The sequence below is a fragment of the Capnocytophaga catalasegens genome (genome assembly GCF_026005215.1).
In the GTDB taxonomy this organism is placed as follows: Bacteria; Bacteroidota; Bacteroidia; order Flavobacteriales; family Flavobacteriaceae; genus Capnocytophaga; species Capnocytophaga catalasegens.
Genome location: NZ_BPMA01000027.1, coordinates 52,496 through 75,510 on the forward strand (window position 1 = coordinate 52,496; position 23,015 = coordinate 75,510).

Below are 23,015 nucleotides of genomic sequence, written 5' to 3' on the forward strand. Positions count from 1 at the left end.
TGAGTTACTTGGTTTTTATCTATTTTTTCGTATCTTTGGCAAAGTTTTTGTAATGACAAAATACTGAAAACATCTAAAAATGACTGATTTATGAAATATTTTCAATTTATACTATACAGCTTATTGTCTATCCATTACATACAAGCTCAAAGTGAAAGCCCACAGATAGTTATGTCAAAGCGAATGCAATATTCGCAATTAGCAAGCCCTGATGATAAGCAACTTTTTTTGATAGATTTCTGGGCTACTTGGTGTGCCCCTTGTATTACTGTTTCAGAATATCTCAACGTAGTTCAAGCCAAATATGCTAAAGAATTGTATGTACTTTCTCTCTCGGAAGAAAATCCTGAGATTGTTGAAAAATTTTTGAAACGGCACAAAACCAAACTCGCTGTAAGTCTTGATTATGATAATCAAAATTTTAAACAATACAATATCAGAGCTTTGCCTTCGGGGGTATTGCTCAATGCTGAAGGAAAAATTATATGGAGAGGCAATCCTGCTGACCTTAAAGACAGACAGATAGACCAATTTTTACGACAAAATCAAAGAAAAGTTCCGATTTATAATTTTTTACAATATAAATCATACGAAACAGAAACGATACAATCAATTGAAATAGAAGGAGATTACAAGTTAAATGAGATTACTTACAATCCGCAAACATTACCTATTGTTGAGCAACTCAATGACCAATTGACTTCTGTTAAAGGCTCTTTGCAACAAATTTTGGCATATTTGTTAGATACTGGTCAGCAACAGGTACAAGTTCGCAAACCTTTAAATCAATCTTATCAACTTATCATCAATCAACAAGCTGATAAAAACGAAATTGTTTCTGCTATAAAAAAACAATTGGGACTCAAAAGTGAACAAACTCAAAAAACAGATGAAATCCTTGAAGTTACACTTGTTTCATATGATTTACTTTGGGATAAAAAACAAATAAATTGGGGGACTCCCAATGCTAAATTTTTGGTTGATGACAATCAAATAACAGCCGACAATATGAGTATCCGCGAAATATTGGCTTTGATTTCCGAATTGCACAATATACCTATTCAACTTATGAATCAAAACCAATATATCAATTCTTATCCTTATGATTGGCAGGTTCATTATCGGTTTAAAGATTTGTTAATCAGTAATTTGAATGATTATGGATTTAAAACAAATTTACAAAAAGGTAGTTTTCCTATTTATATTTTTAATTGATTGAAAAATTGGAGCTAATTGCATTGAGAAGTTGTATTATTATCTTGTCAATCACAAACAAAATTTAAAAAATCAAATAAGAATTTATCTGAAAAACTAGTTTTTGATACGATTTACAAATGATCAAATAAAATAGTTTAATAATGAAAATATAACCAATGAAACTTTTTTACAATAACAGGTATTATGGATATAGCATACATAAATATATCGAAAATGGTATAATAAAACACCCAAAAGAAGGCATTATTTTTATCAAAGCAAACTAAATTAATTAGATTCAATATACTTAAAAACAACTTAGAAAATATAAAATTGAGTATATTAGAATCTCCTTTTTCTAATGTAAATGCTTGGTTTTAAGAAAAATAAAAATTTTATTAAAAAAATGTATTACCATAATCTCAAATACAAAAAAGTAAAAAACAAAAATACATAGAAAATTTAGAATTTGATATTCTTTTTCTTAGAATTGAATACGCCTTGAACCAATCCATGAGGCTATGGTGCCAAGTATCAAAATAGTACAAAATACGATAAAAACATCTATTGCGTTAATTTCAATCGGATAAGGAATAGGGGTAAGTGAGTTAGGATTTATCAAAAGTAAATGATATTTCTGTTGAAACCAAGCAATGCAAACCCCTAATATTACACCACATATGGCTCCAATAAGCGAAATTAAAAATCCTTGCAAGAAGAAAATTTGTTTCAGTTTGTAAGTTGTAACTCCCAATGCATAAAGTGTTTTCAGATTATGATGTTTGTCAAGAATCATCATAATAATCGCTCCGACCAAATTAAACAATGCAACAATCAGTACAAGCGTAAAAATAAGATACGTGGCTAAGTTTTCTGTATTGAACATTTTGTGCAAGTCTTCATTAAGTTCCATTCGATTTTTAACAATTACAGAATTGTCAAAAAGGGTGTTTATTCGTGATACAACTTCTTTTTCAGAGTCTTTTGAATCAATTTTTAACTCAATTCCAGAAATTTCTTTTTCGGAAAGCCCTAAAAGACGCTGTGCCAAGGGCAAAGAAGCGAAAACATATTTCCCATCTAAATCTTCGGTTACTCGATAATAATCAGAAACCAAAACCAACTCCTCTCGGTAAGGTCGTGTGTCAGAAGTAATACTCCCTTTGCCTGATTTTGGAACAATAATCTGTAAAGGAGACAAAGAGGTATGAAGCCCCAAATTTAGATTTCGAGCAATATAATCACCTACAATTACATAATTGTCATCTAAAAACCAGTTATCAGGTTGTACAACCAAAATACTATCTACCTGATTTACTTGCGGATAGTTTTCATCTACCCCTTTTATATATGCGATGTAATTCTTCTGATTATGACTTAGAAAAATGCGTTCTTCCAGCACTTGACTATAAGCAATAACTCCTTTTAATTGTTTTATTTTATCCAATTTTTCTTGAGAAATCGTAATAAATTTTCCTGTTTTAGGTAGAATTTTTAAATCAGGGTCAAAAAAGGTTGAAAATGACAAACTGAATGCTTTGAGTCCTGCAAATCCTGCCAAAACAATCATCAGTGAAGCTCCTCCTATAATAAGTACAAAGGCAGACATTCGATTGATAATATTTATTACATTCTGCGAACTTTTGGACTTAACATATCGCCATGCTATGTAGAGAGATATTTTCAAATATTACGATTTTTTACGACGTTGAAGTAATTCAGGGTTTTCAATCGGATTATCAACTCCTGTAAGCGAACGTTCAATTTGGTTTAGATATTCCAATGAATCATCTATGAAAAATTCCAATTCAGGCATTTTTCGAAGTTGATGGCGAGTAAGTTGCGCTATTTCGTGTTTGATAAGATGCGCATTGGAGCGTATTCCTGCTATTATCTCTTGTGATTTTTCATTTGGAAAAATACTGATATAAACCTTAGCAATAGTCAAATCAACCGTTATATGAACTTTCGTTACCGAAATAATCAGATTGGTTAATCCTCCTTGACGTACTGCTTTTTGAAGAATTTCTGCCAATTCTTTTTGTAATATTCCTGCTATTTTTTTCTGTCTGTTACTTTCCATAGGGCAAAGGTAATGGTTTTGTACGAGATTTTAATATTTTTGGTCAATTAAATATCAAAATCAATAAAAAATCCGTTTTTCTTTTTCTGAAAAAGAAAAATATTTGTACCTTTGCAATCGCAATTTTTGAAAAATGAATTTACAAACCAAAATCACTGAAGCCCTAAAAGAAGCTATGAAAGCCAAAGATACCATGGCATTGGAGTCTTTACGAGCTATAAAATCAGCTATCTTACTAGCAAATACAGAAGCTGGAGCTTCGGGAGAATTGTCAGAAGAAGACGAAATAAAACTTTTGCAAAAATTAGTCAAACAACGCAAAGAAAGCGCTTTGCTTTATCAACAAAAAGGAAGAAAAGACTTAGCTACGCCCGAATTGGCACAAGCAGATATCATTTCGCAATTTCTACCTAAGCAATTGGACCAAACAGAAGTAGAAAAAATAATTAAAGAAATTATCGCAAAAGTAGGTGCTTCGGGAATGAAAGACATGGGAAAAGTAATGGGCAATGCTTCAAAAGAATTGGCTGGAAAGGCAGACGGAAAACTTATTTCTTCTATTGTAAAGAAATTATTATCATAACTATAAGGCCGCATAGTTCAACTGGATAGAATATCAGATTTCGGCTCTGAGGGTTGGGGGTTCGAATCCTCCTGCGGTCACAAAGGATTATTTATTTAAAGTTAAAAAATTAAAACATCAATAGAATTTGTGTTTATTGGTGTTTTTTTATATCTGTTTGCATTCTAAAATTTAATATTGATAATAACTTGTTTACACTTTTCCGATAAATTTTCATCAAAATAAAAATACTAAAATTTCTTGAAACTTTTACTTTTTAGAAAAATTTAGATAGGTTTCCAATTAAAAATATAAAAGAAATGGAAAAAAAAGAAGAAAAAATGAATAAATTCATCTCTATCTTGGGTTGGATAGGTACAGCAATGTCTGTGGCAATGTACGTAGCTTATATAGACCAAATTGGCAGAACACTTGGTGATGCTACAGGACCTTGGATACAACCTCTTGTAGCGGGAATTAACTGTACCATTTGGACATGTTATGGACTTTTTAAAACGCCTCGTGACCTACCAATAGCATTTGCCAATATGCCTGGTGTTTTTTTCGGATTTACCGCAGCAATATCAGCACTTATATAAAAAGGAGGAAACAACCATTTCCTCCTTTTTTAAATAAATAATTAGTTTCGTTATTATTTAAAATACTCTAATGTTTGTTCAAATTTGGCAACAATTTTATCTTCAAGATACTCTTTTTTGAGTATCCAATTTTTCTTTTTATCGTATTGGTACGTGAGTGTTTTTTTGTCAATAATTATATTACTTGCATCGTATTCTACAACTTCGGTTTCATTTCCGCGTTTATCAAACTTGTAGGTGAATTTCTGAATAAGTTCGCCCTGTGGATATACAGCTACAATTTCTGTACGATTATTTCTCTTATCGTTGTAGGTAATTGTTTCAAAAAGTTGGTGTTTTTCGTCGTATTTTAATTCTTTTATTACATTACCTTTCGAATCGTATGAAGAAACTATTCGTTCAAAACAATTATCAGCACTACAAAGTTTTTTCTCTATTTCATTTCCTTTATTATCGTATTTCCAAAGAATTTTTTGTAAAAGAGAACCATCAGGGAATAATGCTTTTTCTTCTATTTTATTACCTTTATCATCGTAAGATAATTCGTTTAAAAAAACAACTTCTCCTTCGGGATTATATGAAACGGATTTGACAATCAACTTTTTATCATTGTATTGTTCCACTATTCGGGTTTTTGAACCTTGTAAGTTTAGTTCCATTTCGGTAATGTTTCCCATAGTGTTGAATGTTGTAAATTGTTCAGTGTATGAGCTCCCAACATTATCATTGAGCATTGGTCGATATTCTACAATGTGAGAAGTTTTTACTTTTCCGTTGAATTTAGCTACTTGCCAATGATTTTTATTTTTTTGTGCAAAACCTGCAATCGAAAAAGTAATAAGGAATAAAAATATTTTTCTCATTATTTAAATAAATTAGAATTTGTACAAAAGTAAAAATTTTTACCATACAAAAAAATAAATCATACAGATTTTTCGTATTTATCAATATTTTAAAGAGAAATGATTTGAAAATATTAAATACCCAAACGATTTTTATATTCTTTTTTAAAACGTCGATAGAATAGGGGATATGTGAGCAAATGAAAGATATACACAATGGGCATCAGTATCCAAATAGCAAAATACAAATATAAGTGAAATCCTTTAAGCCATTGCTTTCGGTAAGAACTTTGATAGGCGTTTTTTGCCCAAAAATGAAAAATATGATTGGCTTTTTTGTCTGCCGAAATAAGAAATGGATTTGTTTGTACTCCTTTGTTAGCGATGATTTTGTCTTGTAATCCTTCGTAATGATTTGATACTAAATGGGGGAGAAGTACTTCTCCAAATTTACCTGCCTCTTGTATGTCTTTTTCAGAAACGCCAGGGCGGGGGAAAATACCTAAATATTTTGTCTTTTTACCCGAAAACATCCAATGAACGATTGTAATTACACTTATATGATTGATATGTGGGTCAGTAAGTGCTATATTTCCTATAAGAGTAGCTTGGTTTTGACTCAGAAGCGTTTTTATTTTCTGTTGTGCCATTACCCACATATTGCGCGTTCCCGAAATGGTCAATACGGGTTTTTGAGCTAATATTTTTTTAGCTTCAAGACTTTTCAAAAAAGAAGTAATAGGTATAGAAGGCGATAGAAACCAAACCTGATACGCCAGAATAATCAAATCATAGTTTGTTGAAACAATGTCAGATGCAACAGGGACAATCGGTTGGGCTATTTGCAAAAATGATTCAGGAAAAGCACCAAAAAAACTTTCACTTGACCAAGGAAATGGATACTCTTTTTCCATCAGTATCTGATAATAATCAATAGAAATGGAAGAATTGACTTGCAAAGGAGCAACCACACGATCGACAATCTCTTTAAGTTGCCCTGTTTGCGTATAGTAGATTACTAATATTTTTTTCATTTTATTTCTTTAAAAACCTATATTCAAGTTTTATATAAGGTCAAGAATTCATTTTATATAAATAAGGCATGCTTTGTTTGTACACATTTATGCTTTCAAAAATCCGTACTCATACACTTTGGGTTGTATTTTTTCAGCCAATACTTTTAGAGCTTCGCGCAGGTTGCCGATGAGCTGGTTATAATGCTCGTCTTCGCTTTTGTTATTCATACGCCCTTTGGTATTATTGCCTGTCAGTGCTACCGACCGTCCTTGGAAGTACTCGCGAATGTCGTAAAGCGAGGCATTTACATTGATGTTTTCTTGGCTGTAATAGTATCGCCAAAGCTCTCGCCCTGCATCGAAAACGGCGGTGGCTTCCTCTGAAAAAATAAGCGCCCCAGCTTTCTCCCAAAGAGAGGGAGCTTTTGATTGTTCAAAATTCATTGTCATTTGTGAGCCAGTTTCCCTTCCTTCGGAGGGGTTAGGGGAGGCTTGGATTTTCCCTTTGATAAAATCGGTCATAAAATGAGAGGCAAACCGCTCGGGAGCATTGACTTCTGCTTCCGTAAAGGGTATCCAGTGGTTCCCCCTAACCCCCGAAGGAGGAACAGCTCCCTCTCTTTCGGAGAGGGCGGGGGGTGAGGAACTTATTCTATTCTGCCCGTGGAAAAGGGTAAACGCTAAACAATCACTCTGAAACTCCGTGTCGGTCTGCCAATTATCATTAGGATATAAAAACTGGTCTCTATCATTTAGCCAATCCGCAGCGATGCAATGGCGTACGGCGAAGAATATTGATAGAATACTTAAATTATTTATGTTAAAAAATTCGTGTACTCCTCCTCCTTTTACCCCATCTTTATTTAAGAAATTATCTATAAAAACCGCTCTTTGATTTTGAAAGTCGTTATTTCTTGATGCGAGATGCCCAATGGTTGGAAGATTGGGATTTCTAAAAGTTTTACTCCAAGCACTTATAAGTTTTTTGCCATCGGTATTATAAAAAGCCTTACCTTGAGTATAAAATCCTTTTCTATTATAAACATCAGAAATAATTTCCTTAAAATTTTCCTTAATTTCATTATTCCAAATTTTGAAACCAATAGGAAATTCTCCCGTAACATTATCAAAAGTATTGGCTGGAACTACAAAAATTTTTTCGAGCTTCGCTCGATACACCTTTCGGAAATCCGAAAAGTTAGGAGATTGCAGAATTTTCAAAGTTGAAAATTCTGCAATCTTGCATTGAGGTATTTCACAATAAATTCGTATTAAAAACTGGGCGTAAAGTTCATTTCCTCCTTTTTTAATTATTGTTTTATATTTTTGGTAAGTTTTGTTGTCAATACTTGTTCCTGCTTTATTCTCTCCTGTTCCTGCTAATTGTTTTGCATTCCCTGCCTCCGCATACGGTGGGTTAATATAGATGACTAATTTTTTGCGTTTTTCTTCGCTGTTTATAATATCAAAAAGGCTGTCAGGCAGTTTGCCTCCTTTTGAAATCGGTACAAATTCGTCATTCAGAAAATCAAACTGAAAGCAGTGGTTTTTCAGTAGGTTAGCTCCGTGTTCGGCTCTTTCGTGCATTACATTGACATCGGCTTGGTCAAGGGTAGAGGCGTAAATGTTGTATTTGTTGGAAAGTCCTGCCAAAAGGTTGCCCGTACCAGCGGCACAATCCCAAATGTAGTAATTGTCTTGCCAATCTTCCCCAAAATAATCGGTGAGGTATTTTTGCGACAGCTCTACCCATTGACGTGGGGTAAAGAATGCCCCTTTGCGTTCGCGTATATCTTGTGGCACGAGGAGGTCTCTCCGTTCAATGATGTACTCTTGGTAAGCCTCTACAGGTGGGCGTTTGTAGATTTTCCAGAAATTCTGATAAATTTCTTTATTGCCAATACGAATAAAGGCATCGAAACCAAATAGATTGCTGAGGTTTTCTTTCGCAATTTTGTATCCTTGATGTTCAAATATTACAAATAGACTCTTGCGAATTGCCTCATCGTCTTCTATGTTGGGGGTGTTGTTGTCATCAACAAAGAGATCAGCAAGGAAGAAATCGCTATCAAGAATGTTTTGCTTTTTCAGGTTATCCCAATCGATTTGTATAATGGGTTTTACCACCATAACCCATTTCATATAGATATTGAAAAAGTTGTTTTTGTCAATTTTTATTTTATTATGCTCACTTCCTTGTATCAGATTATTTTTGATGAAAAAACGGAGTTGTTCGGCATCATTTTCCCAATCATAAATAAAGGCGTTTAGATTGAGTATTGCCTCGATACGGTCTTTAATGAGTTTGAACTCACGTGTTTGGTGGTTAGAGGGGGTTACATTCCAGTTAAAATCGTTTATATAAAAGATATCCTGAATGCTATCGTATGCCACAAAGGCAATTTTCTGAAAGTCGAATGCTCCAAGAAAGGCTGGCGGAAGGGTTTTGTCAAAAGTTCTCGCCTTGCCGATAGTCAGTAGCAGCTGTACAAACATTTCGACTACCTCGGAAGTATTTCTTTTTGCTTCAGCCCATAAAAGGGGAATACGTGCAAAGAGTGTATCGTCTTTCGGATATACAGAAAAATCAATATTACCAATGATTTCGGTGGTGTTGAAGTCGGTAAACCATTCGGCACCTACTTTGTTTTTTAGTTCTTCCTCGCGTATGTTGTTGTATTTCATTTTCTTGGGTATCGGTTTGATTGTTTAGTATCAAACGAGTGTAAAAGTAGTAAAATATTTTTTAAAGTAAAGCTTATCCTATAATATTTTTTATTTTTTCGTGGAAGAAATTTAATTTTTTTCATGAAGTTTCTTTTATTAAAATACGCAGATTTTGTATTTTATAAACACTAGTTACGATATTATTTAGCTTTGTCAGACGAATCATCATTCCAAAAATCAAAATAATTAAACCATTGAAGTGGATATTTTTCTAGCATTTGTTGCATATTTTCAGTATAAGCATTCAACAATCCTTGCGAATCACGATGCTTAGTTTGTGCCACTCGTGCATACAAGTGATAGTGAGAGGCTGTTTCTTTCATTACATAGACAAAAATTACAGGGACACCCAAGCGAGAAGCAATCAAAAAAGGACCTATGGGGAAGTCTGTTTCCTTGCCCAAAAGAGTACCCCGCAACGATTTTGTTCCTTGAAAATATCTATCGCCTGTAAAACAAATTATTTCATTGTTAGAAAGAGCATTATTTATTTCATAAATATGAGACATATCATATTTTACAAAAATAAATTTATTTGTTGATTTTTCAGTAGAAATACGTTCCAAATATTCTTTAATAACCGAATGCTCTAAGTCTGTCGTTACCATATTGATTTGATAATCGAAATCAATATCTGCAAAAAAATGTTCTGCAATTTCAAAATTACCAATATGAGCGCTTATAAGCACACCACCCTTGCGTGCTTTTAACAATTTATGAAGATTTTCAATTCCGTCAAACTCGTAAGTGAATTTGTGACGAAGTCCCACACTAATAGCTATTTTGTCAATGATTGTTTGCCCAAAGGTAAAATAGTTCCAATATCGTTTTTTGGTGGCTTTCCAATGAGAATATCCCAATCGTTTTTCAAAGTAATATTGCAAATAACGATTTGATTTGCGTTCGAAAATAAAATAATAAAATGCAACAAAGTACAGAACTACGTATGCTGTACGTACACCCAATTTTTTGATACAAAAAACGAAAATCTGGTATCCTAAAAGAGTTCCTTTGGATTTACCTGCCCATTTTCGATTTGTTGTATCATTAGTGTTTTGCATTGATTTTATTTTCTATTGTTACATAGAAATCATCAAAGGTTACAATGTGTTTGAAATCCGATTCAGTAAGTTTCACCCCGAAATTATCTTCAATAATTACAACCAAATCAACATAGTCAAGACTATCCAAGTCTAGTGTTTCTCGTAAATTGGCTGTGGGTGTGATACTCAGTTTTTCTATTTCAAATTCATCAACCAAAAATCCGTCCACAATTTTGATAATTTCGTCCTTATTCATAACTATTTAGCATTCTAATTTTACTTTAACTCTGCCCAAAAAGGAAAGTATTTACAAAATGCAAAATTAGAAAAAATATTTGGAAAAAGTTAATTATTCAAAGTTAAAGTTTTGGACAAATTCAAAAGAATTATTTTTTAAATTTTTTTAGTATCAAAGCCGAATTTGTTCCACCAAAACCAAACGAATTGGATAGAAAAGAATTTATTTTACGTTGCTGGGTCTCGGTGATAATATTCAGTTTTTTGCTATCTTCATCAAGGGTTTCAATATTGATATTGGGTGCAATAAAGTCGTTATTCATCATTAGTATCGAATAGATAATTTCGCTGGCTCCCGCCATCCAACATTCGTGTCCAGTCATTGATTTTGTAGAACTTACAGGAGTATTACATTCGCCAAAAACCTGATAAATCGCTTTGGCTTCATTGGCATCACCAAGTAAAGTTGAAGTAGCGTGTGCGTTGATGTAATCAATTTCCGATGCAGGCATATCAGCCTCACATAAAGCCCGTTGCATAGCCATTGCAGGCCCTTCAACGTTGGGCGTAGAGATGTGTCCTCCGTTGGAAGAAAAACCATATCCGACAACCTCTGCCAGTATGTGAGCACCGCGTTTTATGGCCGATTCGTAACTCTCAAGAATAAGTGTAGCACCTCCACCACTGGGTACAAGACCATCGCGATTTGCATCGAATGGGCGCGAGGCTTTGGTAGGTTCGTTTTCTCGCATTGAAAAGACGCCCAATCCATCAAAACTGCTCATTCCGTAGGGATTTATTTCTTGTGCTCCTCCACAAATAATTAGTTCTTGCAATCCATTTTTTATCAGAAAATAACCCAATCCGACCGAGTGAGACCCACTAGCACAGGCGGCACTTATTGTCATATTTATTCCACGAAGCTGAAACAAGGTTGAGAGATTCATTGTTATGGTCGAATTCATCGTTTGGAAAATAGCTCCCGAGCCTACGAGTGTGGTGTCTTTCTTTTCTCGAATTTTGTCAGTAGTTTCAACAACGGCTTTGGCAGTACTATCATTTCCGTATAAAATACCCACTTCGTTGGTTTGAAAAAAATCTTTATCAATTTTTGCCAAACGAAGAGCCTCACAGGTAGCCATATAAGCAAATTCGGTTTCTTGTCCAATAGAAACACGTTGTCTGCGCGTTAGAAAAGGTTTTAAATCAGGCGATTCTACCCAACCTGTTAAAGCAGATCGAAATCCATAATCTTTGCGTTGTGCATCAAAAAGAATACCTGATATACCTCTGTAAAGGGAATTTTGCACTGTATCAAGCGATGTGCCAATACAAGAATAAATACCCATTCCTGTAATTACAACTCTATTTCTCATAGCTATTTACGAATAAATGCCACCATTTATGTTGATAACTTCACCTGTGATATAGCCTGATTTTGGAGAGATTAAAAAACTTACCAAATCGGCTACTTCTTCTGCTTCACCAAATCTGCCTGAGGGAATTAGTTTTACTAGTTCTTTCTCATCAAGTTCAGAAGTCATATCGGTACGAATAAACCCTGGGGCAACTGCATTGACCGTTATATTACGCTTAGCGACCTCTTGTGCCAAGGCTTTGGTAGCAGCCACCAAAGCTCCTTTGGCAGCAGAATAATTCGTTTGTCCAGCGGTACCTTTTACTCCCGATACCGAAGCGATATTGACAATTCGCCCATATCGATTGCGAAGCATTTTTTGTATAAAAAAGTTAGTTACGTTGAAAAATCCGTCAAGTGAGGTTTTGATAACCTTGTCCCAATCTTGATAAGACATCCACATAAAAAGACTATCACGAGTAATTCCTGCGTTATTTACAATGGCTTCAACGATGGTATTGGGGTTTTGTAGTTCCCATTCTGTTAGTGCGTTTTTTACTTCATCAACATTAGCCACATCAAATTTAAGAATTTCGCCTGCCCCCCCCAAGTCTTTTACTTTTTGTAAAGTTTCTAAGGCTGCTTTTTCATTAGATTGGTAATTGATAATGATGTGATATTGAGTATCTGTTGCTAGTTTTTCACATATAGCACGTCCAATTCCTCTAGAACCCCCTGTTACAAGTATACATTTTGTCATTTCGAGTCTTAAATTTTGCAAAAATACGGCATTTTTCTTAAAAATACAAATTTTTTAAGAAGAATACATTTGGGCAGATTCAACCAGCAATAATGACCTTGTTTGTAAGTTGTAAACTAAGTTTATTTCTTTTTGTAATTTTTCATAATCGCATTGGGAACAGCATCTTTATGGACTAAAAGAGCCGTAGTTTTGTAAGTTACAAAAGTTTTGGTTACATATAAATATCCTTGATAATCGTTATTGATACCCCACGAATTTTTTACAATATAGTATTCGCGCCCGTTTTGGTCTTTGGCAAGCCCAACTATGTGCATAGCGTGGTCATCGGTAGTTTCCCAATTATCGAAAGCCTGTTGTCTGATTTGCGGAGTGATAGTTCGCTCTTTTGTTGGAGGATTGTCAAAAAGGGTATTTCTCTGTTCGGGAGTCATATCGTCCCAATCTTGCTCTGGTACAAAAGCTACTCCGTTACGCCAGCTAAAATATCGCTCGCTTACATCAGAAGCCCACGCAATAGTATATCCTTTTTTCAAAGCATTGTCTATAATTTGAATGATATCATTCATTTCAATATTAAAAGCCCAGTCATAGCTCCAATTATCAGGAACAGCCATAAGTACATTTTGGTACTTGGGTTGATTTTCGTAAGACAGAAACTCAATGTAATCAAGCGGATTGATACCTACGACTTCTTTGGCAAAGCTCTCAGGAGTATATTTTTTGTTGTTGAAAAAGAAAGATTCGGGAACTTCACCTAAATAAGCATCAAGCGCTGCAATAAAGGCTTTGTCCCAATTAGGAGTCAATTTTTTTACATTGGGGCGTTTAACAATTCCTTCCAAAAAACCTTTCAGTCCGGCTTGCATTTCATCAAAATTGTTGCGTGTAGTGCCGTAATTAAGTCCAGAATACACTTGCTGAGGTACAGCTCCATATTTAGCATATATGTTTATAATATCGTGCAGTTCGCCTCCGTCTCCGTAATCAAGATGTCCGTGCATACGAACATATTGTTTGGCTTTCTCTATATAGGTATTACGTGCCGTAAAAATTTCTGAAAGATCAACAGGAGTTTTACCCATGCGTATCATTTCACTTTCCAAAAAAGAAGCTCCTGTATAGCTCCAACACGTGCCACTACTACCTTGATCTTTGACTTCGGTACGTTCCAAATTGATAATTGTAGTGAATTGAAAACCAGCTTTTTGACTATGATTTCCTTCTACTGATTTGATAAGATTATCTTGTGCTGAGCCTATAAAAAATGACCCAAAAATCAAGGAATAGATTATTTTTTTCATTGGTATAAAATTTAGTATTATTTTTGGTTATTTTTAGAATTCCATTGCATGTAGCCTTGCAAGATAAGAACGGCACTAATTTCATCAATCAAGGCTTTGTTTTGGCGTTGTTTTTTGCCAATTCCGCTATCAATTATGGTTTGAAAAGCTATCTTGGAGGTAAATCGTTCGTCATAACGTTCTATGGGAATGTGAGGTAATTCGTTATGTAGTTTTTCTATAAATTGTTGTATATGTACTTCGCTTTCAGAAGGAGTATTATTCATTTGTTTGGGTTGTCCAACAACAATAAGAGCTACATTTTGCTCGGAACAATATTTTTTCAGAAAAGGAAGTAAATCGTTTGTGGCAAGCGTAGTTAAAGCTGAGGCGATAAGCTGTAAGTCGTCTGTTGAAGCAATTCCGCAACGTTTTGTTCCATAATCAATAGCAAGTAATTGTGCCATTTTTGTTTTTGGTGCGAAATTACATTTTTTTTATCAGAAAAACAACAAAACCAAGAATCAATATTTTTTTGTTAAGAAACTTGACAATCGGTGGTTAGATGTTGTATATTTGCACCCCAATTTGAGAAACGTTTTTAGATTAAAATACAAATACTTACTGAATGAAATTATCTAATTTTAACTTTGACCTTCCAAAAGAATTATTGGCAGAATATCCCAGTGAGAATCGAGATGAGGCGCGTCTGATGGTGGTTCACCGAAAAACTGAGAAAATTGAACATCGTCTGTTCAAAGATATCATTGAATATTTTGATGAAGGAGACACATTTATTGTAAATAATACCAAAGTTTTTCCTGCGCGTCTTTACGGACATAAAGAAAAAACCAATGCAAAAATAGAAGTATTTTTGCTTAGAGAACTCAACGCTGACCAGCGCCTTTGGGACGTTTTAGTTGACCCAGCTCGAAAAATCCGTATTGGAAATAAGCTTTTTTTCGATAAAGCTGAAAAATTAACAGCCGAAGTGATAGACAACACGACTTCGCGTGGGCGAACATTACGTTTTTTATTCGATGGATCATATCAAGAATTTCGAGATAAACTCATCGAATTAGGGCATACGCCTTTACCAAAATACATTACCCGAGCCGAAGAACCTGAAGACCAAGAACGTTATCAAACTGTATATGCTAAGCACGAAGGAGCTGTTGCCGCACCTACGGCAGGGTTGCATTTTTCGAAACACTTGATGAAACGCCTTGAAATAAAAGGAGTTAATTTTGCAGAATTGACCTTGCACGTTGGGTTAGGAACATTTAATCCTGTCGAAGTAGAAGACCTCTCAAAACATAAAATGGATAGCGAAGAAGTTTATATTTCGGACGAAACTTGCCAGATAGTTAATACCACCAAAACGAACAAAAATCGTGTGTGTGCTATTGGTACTACTGTGATGCGAGCTATTGAAAGTTCTGTATCTTCACAAGGAATGCTCAATCCGTATAGAGGTTGGACAAACAAATTTATCTATCCACCCTATGATTTCAGTGTAGCTGATTGTATGGTTACCAATTTTCATACACCCAAATCAACTTTACTGATGATGGTTTCAGCCTTTATGGGACACGACCTTATGAAAAAAGCCTACAAAGAAGCTGTTGAGCAGAAGTACAAATTCTTTTCGTATGGTGATGCAATGCTTATTTTATAGAAGAAATTTCAATAAAAATGGACGTAACTCTCAAAATAACTGACCGCAAAGGAATTTTGCACGAAATAGAAGCCCCTACCGATATGAATATGTCGCTGATGGAGGTTATCCGTGCCTATGAGATTGCCGAAGATGGCGAAATAGGCGTATGTGGAGGTATGGCAATGTGTGCTTCGTGTCAATGTTACGTAATAAGTAATACCCCTTTGCCTGCAAAAGGAGACCAAGAAGAGGCAATGCTCTTTGAGGCTTATCACGTAAAAGAAAACAGTCGATTAGGTTGCCAAATTCCGATAACTCAAGAGACTGATGGTCTACAAGTTATATTAGCTCCTTACCCATAAAGAGATAATTAAAAAATTCCCATAAAAATGTTATGGGAATTTTTATTTTAAAATAAGAAATAATGTTATAATTATAGTGATTAGATAATTATACTTGCTGTCTTTTTTGTAATACAAAATGTTATTTTAAAAAAAATCTTCAAAAAGAAATAATTTATATAATTTTTTTATATTTTTGTAGTTTATTTGAATTCTTAATAATTTTTATCATATAAAAAATTTATTATTCATGGTACGTTTTTTCCTTTTTGGATTTATATTTTTTTTATTTTTCAAAAATAGTTCTGCACAAGAATCTGTATCAAGCGTTTTTGAACAAACTCATTGGGCAGAATCACTAGAAGATATTACTGAACTTCCGGTGGGAATACGAGAAACCAAAGACGGAATGGAATATGCCATTGTTGTTACACAAGCTACTTTTTTGCCTGAACAAACGTTGGTCAATGCTTATGCAAGACTGACAGTACCCGATAGCCAAAGTCCTAATGGGAAAAAACAACTTTTTTTTGGAGCCACGGGGCTTTCTTTTTCTTACCAAGGAAAAATAGTAGGAAGTATGCGACTCTCTCTCTTGGGAGATGTAACAGTGAGTTCAAGCAAAAATTGGGAATTTCTGCTTCGTGGAGGAAATATTGACACAAATACATATATTACATTCGATTGTAATGGACTTCAAGAAATTGCTCTAAATGGGCTTGTACGAGTATCACCAGAGTTGATAGTGCCTATTGATATACAAAACTATACTCCTATTTTTAACAAACAAGTTGAAACCTCTGTGGTTGTAAAAGCCGACCATTGGAATAATCTTTTGCTAAAAATATCTCTACCCCCTTTTGCTATTACTAAACAGGTTTTAAAAACAGACCGAGGTGCTTTTGTTTTTCAAGCAGAAGATATTGTACTTGATATGAGCGATACACACAATGCCGAAGGAATGTCTTTGCCTGCTGGCTATGAAGAGTATTTAGTAGCTAAACCTGAATCATGCCGCGGATTTTATATGGGCAAATTAAGAGTTACTCTACCAGAAGAATTCAAAAAATCAGATGCAAGAGTAAGTCTTTCGGCAGAACGTTTTATTCTAGATTCGTATGGTGTATCAGGGAGTTTTTCTGCTGAAAATTTAATTTCGCTTGGCGAAGGAACTACAGTGGGAGGAGAACACGCTTGGCGTTATTCCTTAGATTTTATTCAAGCTGATTTTATAGCTTCCAAAATCAAAGGAGGAGCTCTTTCGGGACGAATTTTATTACCCATTCAATCGGTTGAAAACTCTGAAAATACAGATGATACCAATACGATTCCTTCTGACAAAAAACAAAATACAAGCCAAAAAGGAATCCATTTTACAGGAATTTTTACCGATGAAGATTATATGCTCAAAGCATCTTCTTTGGAAAAAATTAGTTTTGACTTATGGAAAGCACAAGCCACTATTGAACCTTCGTCATATATTGAATTACAAATAAAGGATAAAAAATTTGCCCCAAAAGTAGTTCTCGATGGACAAATGTCTTTACAAGAAAACGATACAGACAAAAATACCTATAAGTTTGAGGGTATTACGTTTCGAAAATTTACGCTTCAAACACAAGAGCCTTACATCGCTGCTGAATACTTCGGAGCCAAAGGTGAGCAACGTCTGGCTAATTTTCCTGTAAGTGTAAAAGATGTTAATGTCAATTTCAAAGGCAATAGAGCGTCATTAAATTTTGGTATTCGTGTAGGCTTACAAAAAGACAAATTTTCTGCCGAAGGAGGTTTTAGTATTTATGCTAAAAAAGAAAAATCTACTTGGAAATACAATACTTTTGAAATTAGTGAATTAGCTTTAAATAATGTTGATGCAGTAGTGGCTAACGTTTCAGGAAAACTCAAATTGATGAAAAATGACCTACTTACGGAAATGGTTTCAAGGCGATGTTAGCTGTAAATATTGATAATCCTGCTATAACCGTAGATGCAAGTGCCGTTTTTGGTAGTCGAGAATATCGATATTGGGGATTTGATGCTTCTGTCGATGGATTGAACATTCCAACCACCTATATAACCATTACAGGTTTTGTGGGAGGAGCTTATTACCGAATGAGCCCTCAAAAAGGAACAACAATGTTGAAAATAAATGAAAAAGATGGCTCTATTGGTATGAATAAAGCCTTTAATCTTGTTCCTGATGAATCTGTAGAGCTGGGATCGAAAGCTGGTGTATTGAGAGATTTTCAAAGTAAAAATATAGCTTCTTTTATGGCTGTATTAAGCATACAAACCAACCGAAATGGAGAGCTTGCTCGTATAGGTATTGATGGTGAAGCAGCTATTATGTATGCTCTGCAAGACAAAATAGACAACCCTTTTGAGTCTCTACAAGAAGGTTTTTCCAAAAAGGTAACAATTAGTTGATATGAAAAAACTCAAAAAAGCAGATGATATAGAGAATTTTTTAGCTATGGATAATAGCAATATGCCTTCTTACGTAGATATTTCGTTAGATAAAAATGACGGACATAAACAAGCTCCTATTTATGCTAAAATGTCAATGAGTTATGATTTCAATCATAAAGCTTTTCATGCCAATATGGAAGCGTATATCAATGTTGCCGGAGGTATTATCAAAGGAACAGGAACCCGAGGTTTCGCAGGACGAGCAGTTATTCATATTGACCCACAAGATTGGTATATACACATTGGTACTTCTCGAGAAATGATGGGATTACAGGTTGGCTTTGGCAATTTGAGTTTGAAAGCTCAAAGTTATTTTATGGTTGGTACAAAAATTTACGAAACTCCTCAACCTCCTGCCAAAGTTTCCGAAATCTTAGGACTGAAACCCAATGATTTAGGATATATGCAAAGCCTTAACCAACTCAAAGAAGGTAAAGGATTTGCCTTTGGAGCGCATCTAAATTTTGATACAGGCGATATCAATGCTGGATTTATCTATGCTCGATTTGTAGCCGGATTAGGTGCAGATATGATGCTGAAAAACTATCAAAATGCACGATGTAAGAATCGTAGTGACGAATTAGGTATCAATGGTTGGTATGCCAACGGACAAACTTATGTCTATTTGCAGGGTGAAGAAGGAATAAAAGTTCGTTTGTTTTTCGTACGCAAAAATATTCTGATACTCAAAGCGGGTGTAGCAGCTATTTTACAAGATTCGGGTCCTAATCCATTTTGGGCAAGAGGCTATTTGGGAGGTTACTATAATGTGTTGGGGGGACTTATCAAAGGTCGTTTCCGTCTGAAAATGGAATTTGGAGAACAATGCGAATTGGCACAAGACCAAGTTTTAGGAGGAATGAAAATTATTTCTGATGTTTCGCCTTCGGATAAGAGTAATAATATTGATGTTTTCATCTCTCCGCAAGTGAGTTTCAATCTTGAAATTGACAAACCTATTGTTATTCCCGAAGATGACGGGGATCATACCTATATTGTCAATTTGGAAAAACTTGAAATGACTGATAGTAAAGAAAATGTTATTGAAGGGAAGTTACAATTTGGTAATTCTACTGATATAGCCAATTTTATTCCTACCGAAACGCTTTCTTCTACTACACAATATAAAATTATAGCCCAGGTAAGCTTCAAAGAACTTAAAGGAAATTCCTATCAAACGGTAATGGTTGATGGAAAAAAAGCCGTTGAAACCGAAGAGCGTACCTTTACAACAGGCGTAGCACCTGAGTATATTCCTAATAAAAATATTCAATACGCTTACCTGGTACTCGACCAAAAAAATTATTTCAAAGACGAAACAAAAAATGCTTTTATCCAACTCAAACAAGGGCAAGATTATTTTTTTGAATCTAACAATTGGGATATTGAATTACAACTAACTGATAATACTGGAAATAAACTTGTTACAAAACCGCATTATGACCCAGCAAAGAATATTCTAACTTATACAATGCCCAAATTGAACAATGAAACTAAATATACCCTTTCAATCGTAAGTCAAAGAAAAAATAAAACAAATAAACCTACAAAAGCAACTACTACCAAAACAAGTAAAGAGCCTGAAAGCGGTTATGATAATTTGGAAGGAGAAACTTCGACTACTATTCGAAATACCAAAGCCCAAGCCTCAGTTAAAGAAGGAGATTTTGAACGATTGACCTACAATTTCAGAACCAGCAAATACAAATCGCTCAAACAAAAAATGAATACTTTTAAAACAGAGCGAAAACTTTGGCTGAAAATTTCCTCAGATGTAGTAACCTTATTCAATAACATGAATACCGACGAGTCATTTGAAATCATCGAACTTTTAGGTACAGAATATACCGATAATAAACCTTTATTATATACAGAAGCCTTACTTGACGATTCGTATGATGCGGTATTTAAAAAATATTTGTACACAAATCCTCAGATTATCAGTGTTTTAAAAAGAGATAATATGCCAAATCAAAATATAGGTTTCCCTCCGAAGGAAGCTATTTCTGTAATAAATTCATATACAGAAAATGTACAAAATAATTCTCAGAATTTGTTAGTTAAAAGAGCTTTTCCATATCGTTATGATGTATTTATATATTACAGAAATGATTGGACGAGTTTAAGCCGATATATTGCAAATCAATATGTTAGTAGCAATTTAAACCCTACTTGGGAAGTTGAATTTATGCAACGTAATTTCCCTATCATTCCAGAGAAAAAATATAAAGCTGTTTTAAAATATAAGCTTCCTATGGAGAAATAACCTCAGAAGTGCCTTATTTCTACGAATTTTAAAAACGATTGATAATTTAAACCAAATGAAAATAGGATTTGATGCCAAAAGAGCTTTCCACAACAATCGCGGATTAGGTAATTACAGTCGTGATCTAATTCGGATTTTACAAGAAAACACATCAGATGAACTTGTTTTATTCAATCCGAAATCTAAAAAACGAGAAGATGTTACTATTACTGAATACACAAAAGTTATTACTCCGCAATCATTTTTGGGAAAGAAGCTCAAAGGCTTATGGAGGCTTATGGGGATAACAAAATTAGCAAAAAATGAACATTTAGACCTTTATCACGGGCTTTCGGGTGAAATTCCGATAGGAATTTCACAACACATACGTTCCATAGTAACCATTCACGACCTAATATTTGTTCGATATCCCAAATTATATTCCTTTTTTGATAGAAAAATACATTTTCTGAAATTTCGATACGCAGCTCGAAAATCACACCATATTATAGCTATAAGTGAACAAACAAAGCAAGATATAATCACATTTTTGGGTGTTCCAGAGCAAAAAATATCGGTTGTTTATCAAGGTTGTCATAAGGCATTCAAACAAAGTTATTCTGAACAACAAAAAGAGCAAATCTGCCAGAAATATCAGTTGCCTGAGCAATTTGTTTTAAGCGTAGGAGCCATAGAACCTCGTAAAAATGCTTTGGAAATTGTCAAAGCTATTACAAACCTGGATATTAGTCTGGTACTTATTGGTAAGAAAACAAAGTATTATGATAAAATACAAGCCTATTGCAAAGAAAATCAGATGCAAGATAGGGTCATTGTATTAGAAAATCTACCAATGCAAGAAATTGCCATTATCTATCAAATGGCATGTGTTTTTTGTTATCCATCTATTTTTGAGGGATTTGGCATACCAATTATCGAAGCATTATTCTCCAAAGTACCTGTTATAACTTCAAAAGGAAGTTGCTTCCCAGAAGCAGCAGGAAACCATTCGCTATATGTTGATTTGAATGAACAAACCGCAAATCAGATAGAGAGTCATATAAAAACATTGCTTTCTGATATTCCAAAACGAAATTTTATTATCGAAAAAGGATATGAATATGCACAGAATTTCACAGACAAAGCTGTTTTTCAAAATCTTATAAAAGTATATCAAAAAATTTCATATAGATAAAATATTCGTATAATTAACAAAAGAAAAAATGAAAATCGTAGCATTTGCAGGAAGTAACTCATCAACTTCCATAAACAAAGAATTGGTAAAATATACACTAAAACAATTCTCAAATGATGAGGTTATTTTGTTGGATTTGAATGATTTCCAAGCTCCTTTGTTTTCGGTAGATCAAGAGAAAAAAGGACAACCAGAAGGCGTAAAACGTTTTATAGAAGCCATTGCTAATGCCGATGTTTTAGTATGCTCATTGGCAGAACATAACCAGAACTATTCAGTTTATTTCAAAAACCTATTGGATTGGGCTTCACGTATAGAAAGAAACTTTTTTCAAAACAAACCAATGTTTCTGATGAGTACTTCGCCAGGAGGATTTGGTGGTGGAAATGTGCTTAATGTAGCCAAAGCAGGACTTCCGAAATTTGGTGCCGACATCAAAACCATTTTCTCTTTACCTAAATTTGGTGAGAATTTTGATATTGAAAAAGGAATTGTAAATACAGAACTCAAAGAAGTTCACCAAAAAGCAGTAAAAGAGTTTAAAGAACAAATAAATTTATAAAAAATGGCAAAGGTAAAGGCAACTCTCGAAAATACTAATTATTACACCGAAGTAATAGCCGGACAGAACACTCTAATTACCGATGAACCTACCGAATTGGGTGGAGAAGGCAAAGGTTTCAGTCCATTGGAAATTTTAGCAACCTCTTTAGCAAGTTGTACTGCTGTGACTTTAAAAATGTACGCCGATCGCAAGGAATGGGACTTAGGAAAAATCGAAATAAATGTTTCTGTTGAAAATGACAAAATAGCTCAAAAGGCAATTTTTAATCGCCAGATAGGATTCTCTAACACATTGGATAACAAACAACAAGATAGATTATTGAAAGTAGCCGAGTCATGTCCGATACACAAATTATTGCATGGCGAAATTGAAGTAAAAACAGAATTGTTGTAAAATGGATCGCGTCTTATTATATAAGTAAATCTATTGGTATATTTTACTTCATTTTCTGTAATTGTTACATATTTGTGAAATATAATGTGCTTAATGGAATACGAGTCATCAGATAGTAATATTATTACTTCTAATAAAAAGATATTGATTCTGCTTATACAAGTATAGATAAAATCAATAGAAAAATATTTGTTTTTTTTTGAAAAACATTTATCTTTGCAAAAGAATATATAAAGTGTTTTTCATATATTAGATTTTGTGGTTAAAATTAGTAAAGGGGAGTTGTGAAACTCCTCTTTATTTTTTAGTATAAAAATTAGTAAATATCCTATTTTGTAAGGAAAATATTTAGTTTTTGGTATGAGATAAAAATATAAATTTTTGGAATTGTTAAACAAATATAGTTAATTGACTATTCGACTTCAAAAATAATAATTTTAA

The 23,015-nt window shown here is 34.0% G+C and carries 22 protein-coding genes and 1 tRNA gene; 12 read left to right on the forward strand and 11 right to left on the reverse strand.

Translation table 11 applies throughout. From position 1 onward, the window contains the following. Positions 1-90 precede the first annotated feature (90 nt). Positions 91-1,215, forward strand: a complete 1,125-nt coding sequence (locus tag OO775_RS08615; protein ID WP_264846678.1) for a TlpA family protein disulfide reductase — start codon at positions 91-93, stop codon at positions 1,213-1,215. Between the two features lie 466 nt (positions 1,216-1,681). On the opposite strand, the gene OO775_RS08620 is transcribed toward OO775_RS08615, so the two are convergent. Together OO775_RS08620 and rbfA are read right to left on the reverse strand one after the other, a co-directional pair. After that, a complete protein-coding gene (locus OO775_RS08620; RefSeq protein WP_264846679.1) occupies positions 1,682-2,884 on the reverse strand; it encodes an ABC transporter permease in 1,203 nt (400 codons plus the stop codon). A 3-nt stretch (positions 2,885-2,887) separates the two neighbouring features. Next, the gene (gene rbfA / locus OO775_RS08625; RefSeq protein WP_264846680.1) at positions 2,888-3,280 is read right to left on the reverse strand and encodes a 30S ribosome-binding factor RbfA; all 393 of its coding nucleotides are present in this window, start codon (positions 3,278-3,280) and stop codon (positions 2,888-2,890) included. A 133-nt stretch (positions 3,281-3,413) separates the two neighbouring features. Here rbfA and OO775_RS08630 point away from each other — a divergent pair, with 133 nt between their 5' ends. From OO775_RS08630 to OO775_RS08640, 3 genes are all read left to right on the forward strand, one after another. Continuing rightward, positions 3,414-3,863: a GatB/YqeY domain-containing protein gene (locus OO775_RS08630; RefSeq protein ID WP_264846681.1), complete on the forward strand. Its 450-nt coding sequence runs from the start codon at positions 3,414-3,416 to the stop codon at positions 3,861-3,863. Positions 3,864-3,869: 6 nt separating this feature from the next. Beyond that, positions 3,870-3,943, forward strand: a tRNA-Arg gene (locus OO775_RS08635). A 219-nt stretch (positions 3,944-4,162) separates the two neighbouring features. Next, positions 4,163-4,441: a SemiSWEET family transporter gene (locus OO775_RS08640; protein WP_264846682.1), complete on the forward strand. Its 279-nt coding sequence runs from the start codon at positions 4,163-4,165 to the stop codon at positions 4,439-4,441. A gap of 53 nt (positions 4,442-4,494) precedes the next feature. Here OO775_RS08640 and OO775_RS08645 read toward each other — a convergent pair whose 3' ends face one another. The 9 genes from OO775_RS08645 to ruvX all read right to left on the reverse strand — a co-directional run bounded on the left by OO775_RS08645 (position 4,495) and on the right by ruvX (position 14,173). Further along, the gene (locus tag OO775_RS08645; RefSeq protein ID WP_264846683.1) at positions 4,495-5,304 is read right to left on the reverse strand and encodes a hypothetical protein; all 810 of its coding nucleotides are present in this window, start codon (positions 5,302-5,304) and stop codon (positions 4,495-4,497) included. A 113-nt stretch (positions 5,305-5,417) separates the two neighbouring features. Beyond that, positions 5,418-6,317, reverse strand: a complete 900-nt coding sequence (locus tag OO775_RS08650; protein WP_264846684.1) for a dialkylrecorsinol condensing enzyme DarA — start codon at positions 6,315-6,317, stop codon at positions 5,418-5,420. 87 nt (positions 6,318-6,404) lie between these two features. After that, positions 6,405-8,984: a hypothetical protein gene (locus OO775_RS08655; protein ID WP_264846685.1), complete on the reverse strand. Its 2,580-nt coding sequence runs from the start codon at positions 8,982-8,984 to the stop codon at positions 6,405-6,407. A gap of 182 nt (positions 8,985-9,166) precedes the next feature. Further along, positions 9,167-10,087 carry a lysophospholipid acyltransferase family protein gene (locus OO775_RS08660; RefSeq protein ID WP_264846686.1) on the reverse strand — a complete coding sequence of 307 codons (921 nt, stop codon included), beginning with the start codon at positions 10,085-10,087 and terminating at the stop codon, positions 9,167-9,169. Then, entirely contained in the window at positions 10,074-10,325 is a 252-nt protein-coding gene (locus OO775_RS08665; protein ID WP_264846687.1) for a phosphopantetheine-binding protein, read from the reverse strand. The genes OO775_RS08660 and OO775_RS08665 overlap by 14 nt, the downstream gene beginning before the upstream one ends. Positions 10,326-10,455: 130 nt before the next feature. Further along, entirely contained in the window at positions 10,456-11,682 is a 1,227-nt protein-coding gene (locus OO775_RS08670) for a beta-ketoacyl-[acyl-carrier-protein] synthase family protein (RefSeq protein ID WP_264846688.1), read from the reverse strand. Positions 11,683-11,688: 6 nt separating this feature from the next. After that, positions 11,689-12,423: a flexirubin biosynthesis SDR family reductase FlxB gene (flxB, locus tag OO775_RS08675; RefSeq protein WP_264846689.1), complete on the reverse strand. Its 735-nt coding sequence runs from the start codon at positions 12,421-12,423 to the stop codon at positions 11,689-11,691. Positions 12,424-12,545: 122 nt separating this feature from the next. Then, positions 12,546-13,727, reverse strand: coding sequence for a C1 family peptidase (locus OO775_RS08680; RefSeq protein ID WP_264846690.1), 1,182 nt, complete (start codon positions 13,725-13,727; stop codon positions 12,546-12,548). A 17-nt stretch (positions 13,728-13,744) separates the two neighbouring features. After that, a complete protein-coding gene (gene ruvX, locus OO775_RS08685) occupies positions 13,745-14,173 on the reverse strand; it encodes a Holliday junction resolvase RuvX (RefSeq protein ID WP_264846691.1) in 429 nt (142 codons plus the stop codon). A 161-nt stretch (positions 14,174-14,334) separates the two neighbouring features. Here ruvX and queA point away from each other — a divergent pair, with 161 nt between their 5' ends. From queA to OO775_RS08725, 8 genes are all read left to right on the forward strand, one after another. Then, positions 14,335-15,384, forward strand: a complete 1,050-nt coding sequence (gene queA, locus OO775_RS08690) for a tRNA preQ1(34) S-adenosylmethionine ribosyltransferase-isomerase QueA (protein ID WP_264846692.1) — start codon at positions 14,335-14,337, stop codon at positions 15,382-15,384. Positions 15,385-15,401: 17 nt separating this feature from the next. Further along, positions 15,402-15,728 carry a 2Fe-2S iron-sulfur cluster-binding family protein gene (locus OO775_RS08695; RefSeq protein WP_264846693.1) on the forward strand — a complete coding sequence of 109 codons (327 nt, stop codon included), beginning with the start codon at positions 15,402-15,404 and terminating at the stop codon, positions 15,726-15,728. Between the two features lie 229 nt (positions 15,729-15,957). Then, a complete protein-coding gene (locus OO775_RS08700) occupies positions 15,958-17,661 on the forward strand; it encodes a hypothetical protein (protein WP_264846694.1) in 1,704 nt (567 codons plus the stop codon). Beyond that, positions 17,655-18,134, forward strand: coding sequence for a hypothetical protein (locus OO775_RS08705; RefSeq protein WP_264846695.1), 480 nt, complete (start codon positions 17,655-17,657; stop codon positions 18,132-18,134). Before OO775_RS08700 ends, OO775_RS08705 begins: the two co-directional genes overlap by 7 nt. 1 nt (position 18,135) lies before the next feature. Next, positions 18,136-20,442, forward strand: coding sequence for a hypothetical protein (locus OO775_RS08710; protein ID WP_264846696.1), 2,307 nt, complete (start codon positions 18,136-18,138; stop codon positions 20,440-20,442). Positions 20,443-20,497: 55 nt separating this feature from the next. Further along, complete coding sequence (locus OO775_RS08715) at positions 20,498-21,616, forward strand: glycosyltransferase family 4 protein (protein WP_264846697.1); 1,119 nt, start codon at positions 20,498-20,500, stop codon at positions 21,614-21,616. Between the two features lie 28 nt (positions 21,617-21,644). Beyond that, complete coding sequence (locus tag OO775_RS08720; protein WP_264846698.1) at positions 21,645-22,178, forward strand: NADPH-dependent FMN reductase; 534 nt, start codon at positions 21,645-21,647, stop codon at positions 22,176-22,178. Between the two features lie 3 nt (positions 22,179-22,181). Then, a complete protein-coding gene (locus OO775_RS08725; RefSeq protein ID WP_264846699.1) occupies positions 22,182-22,574 on the forward strand; it encodes an OsmC family protein in 393 nt (130 codons plus the stop codon). Positions 22,575-23,015: the final 441 nt, after the last annotated feature.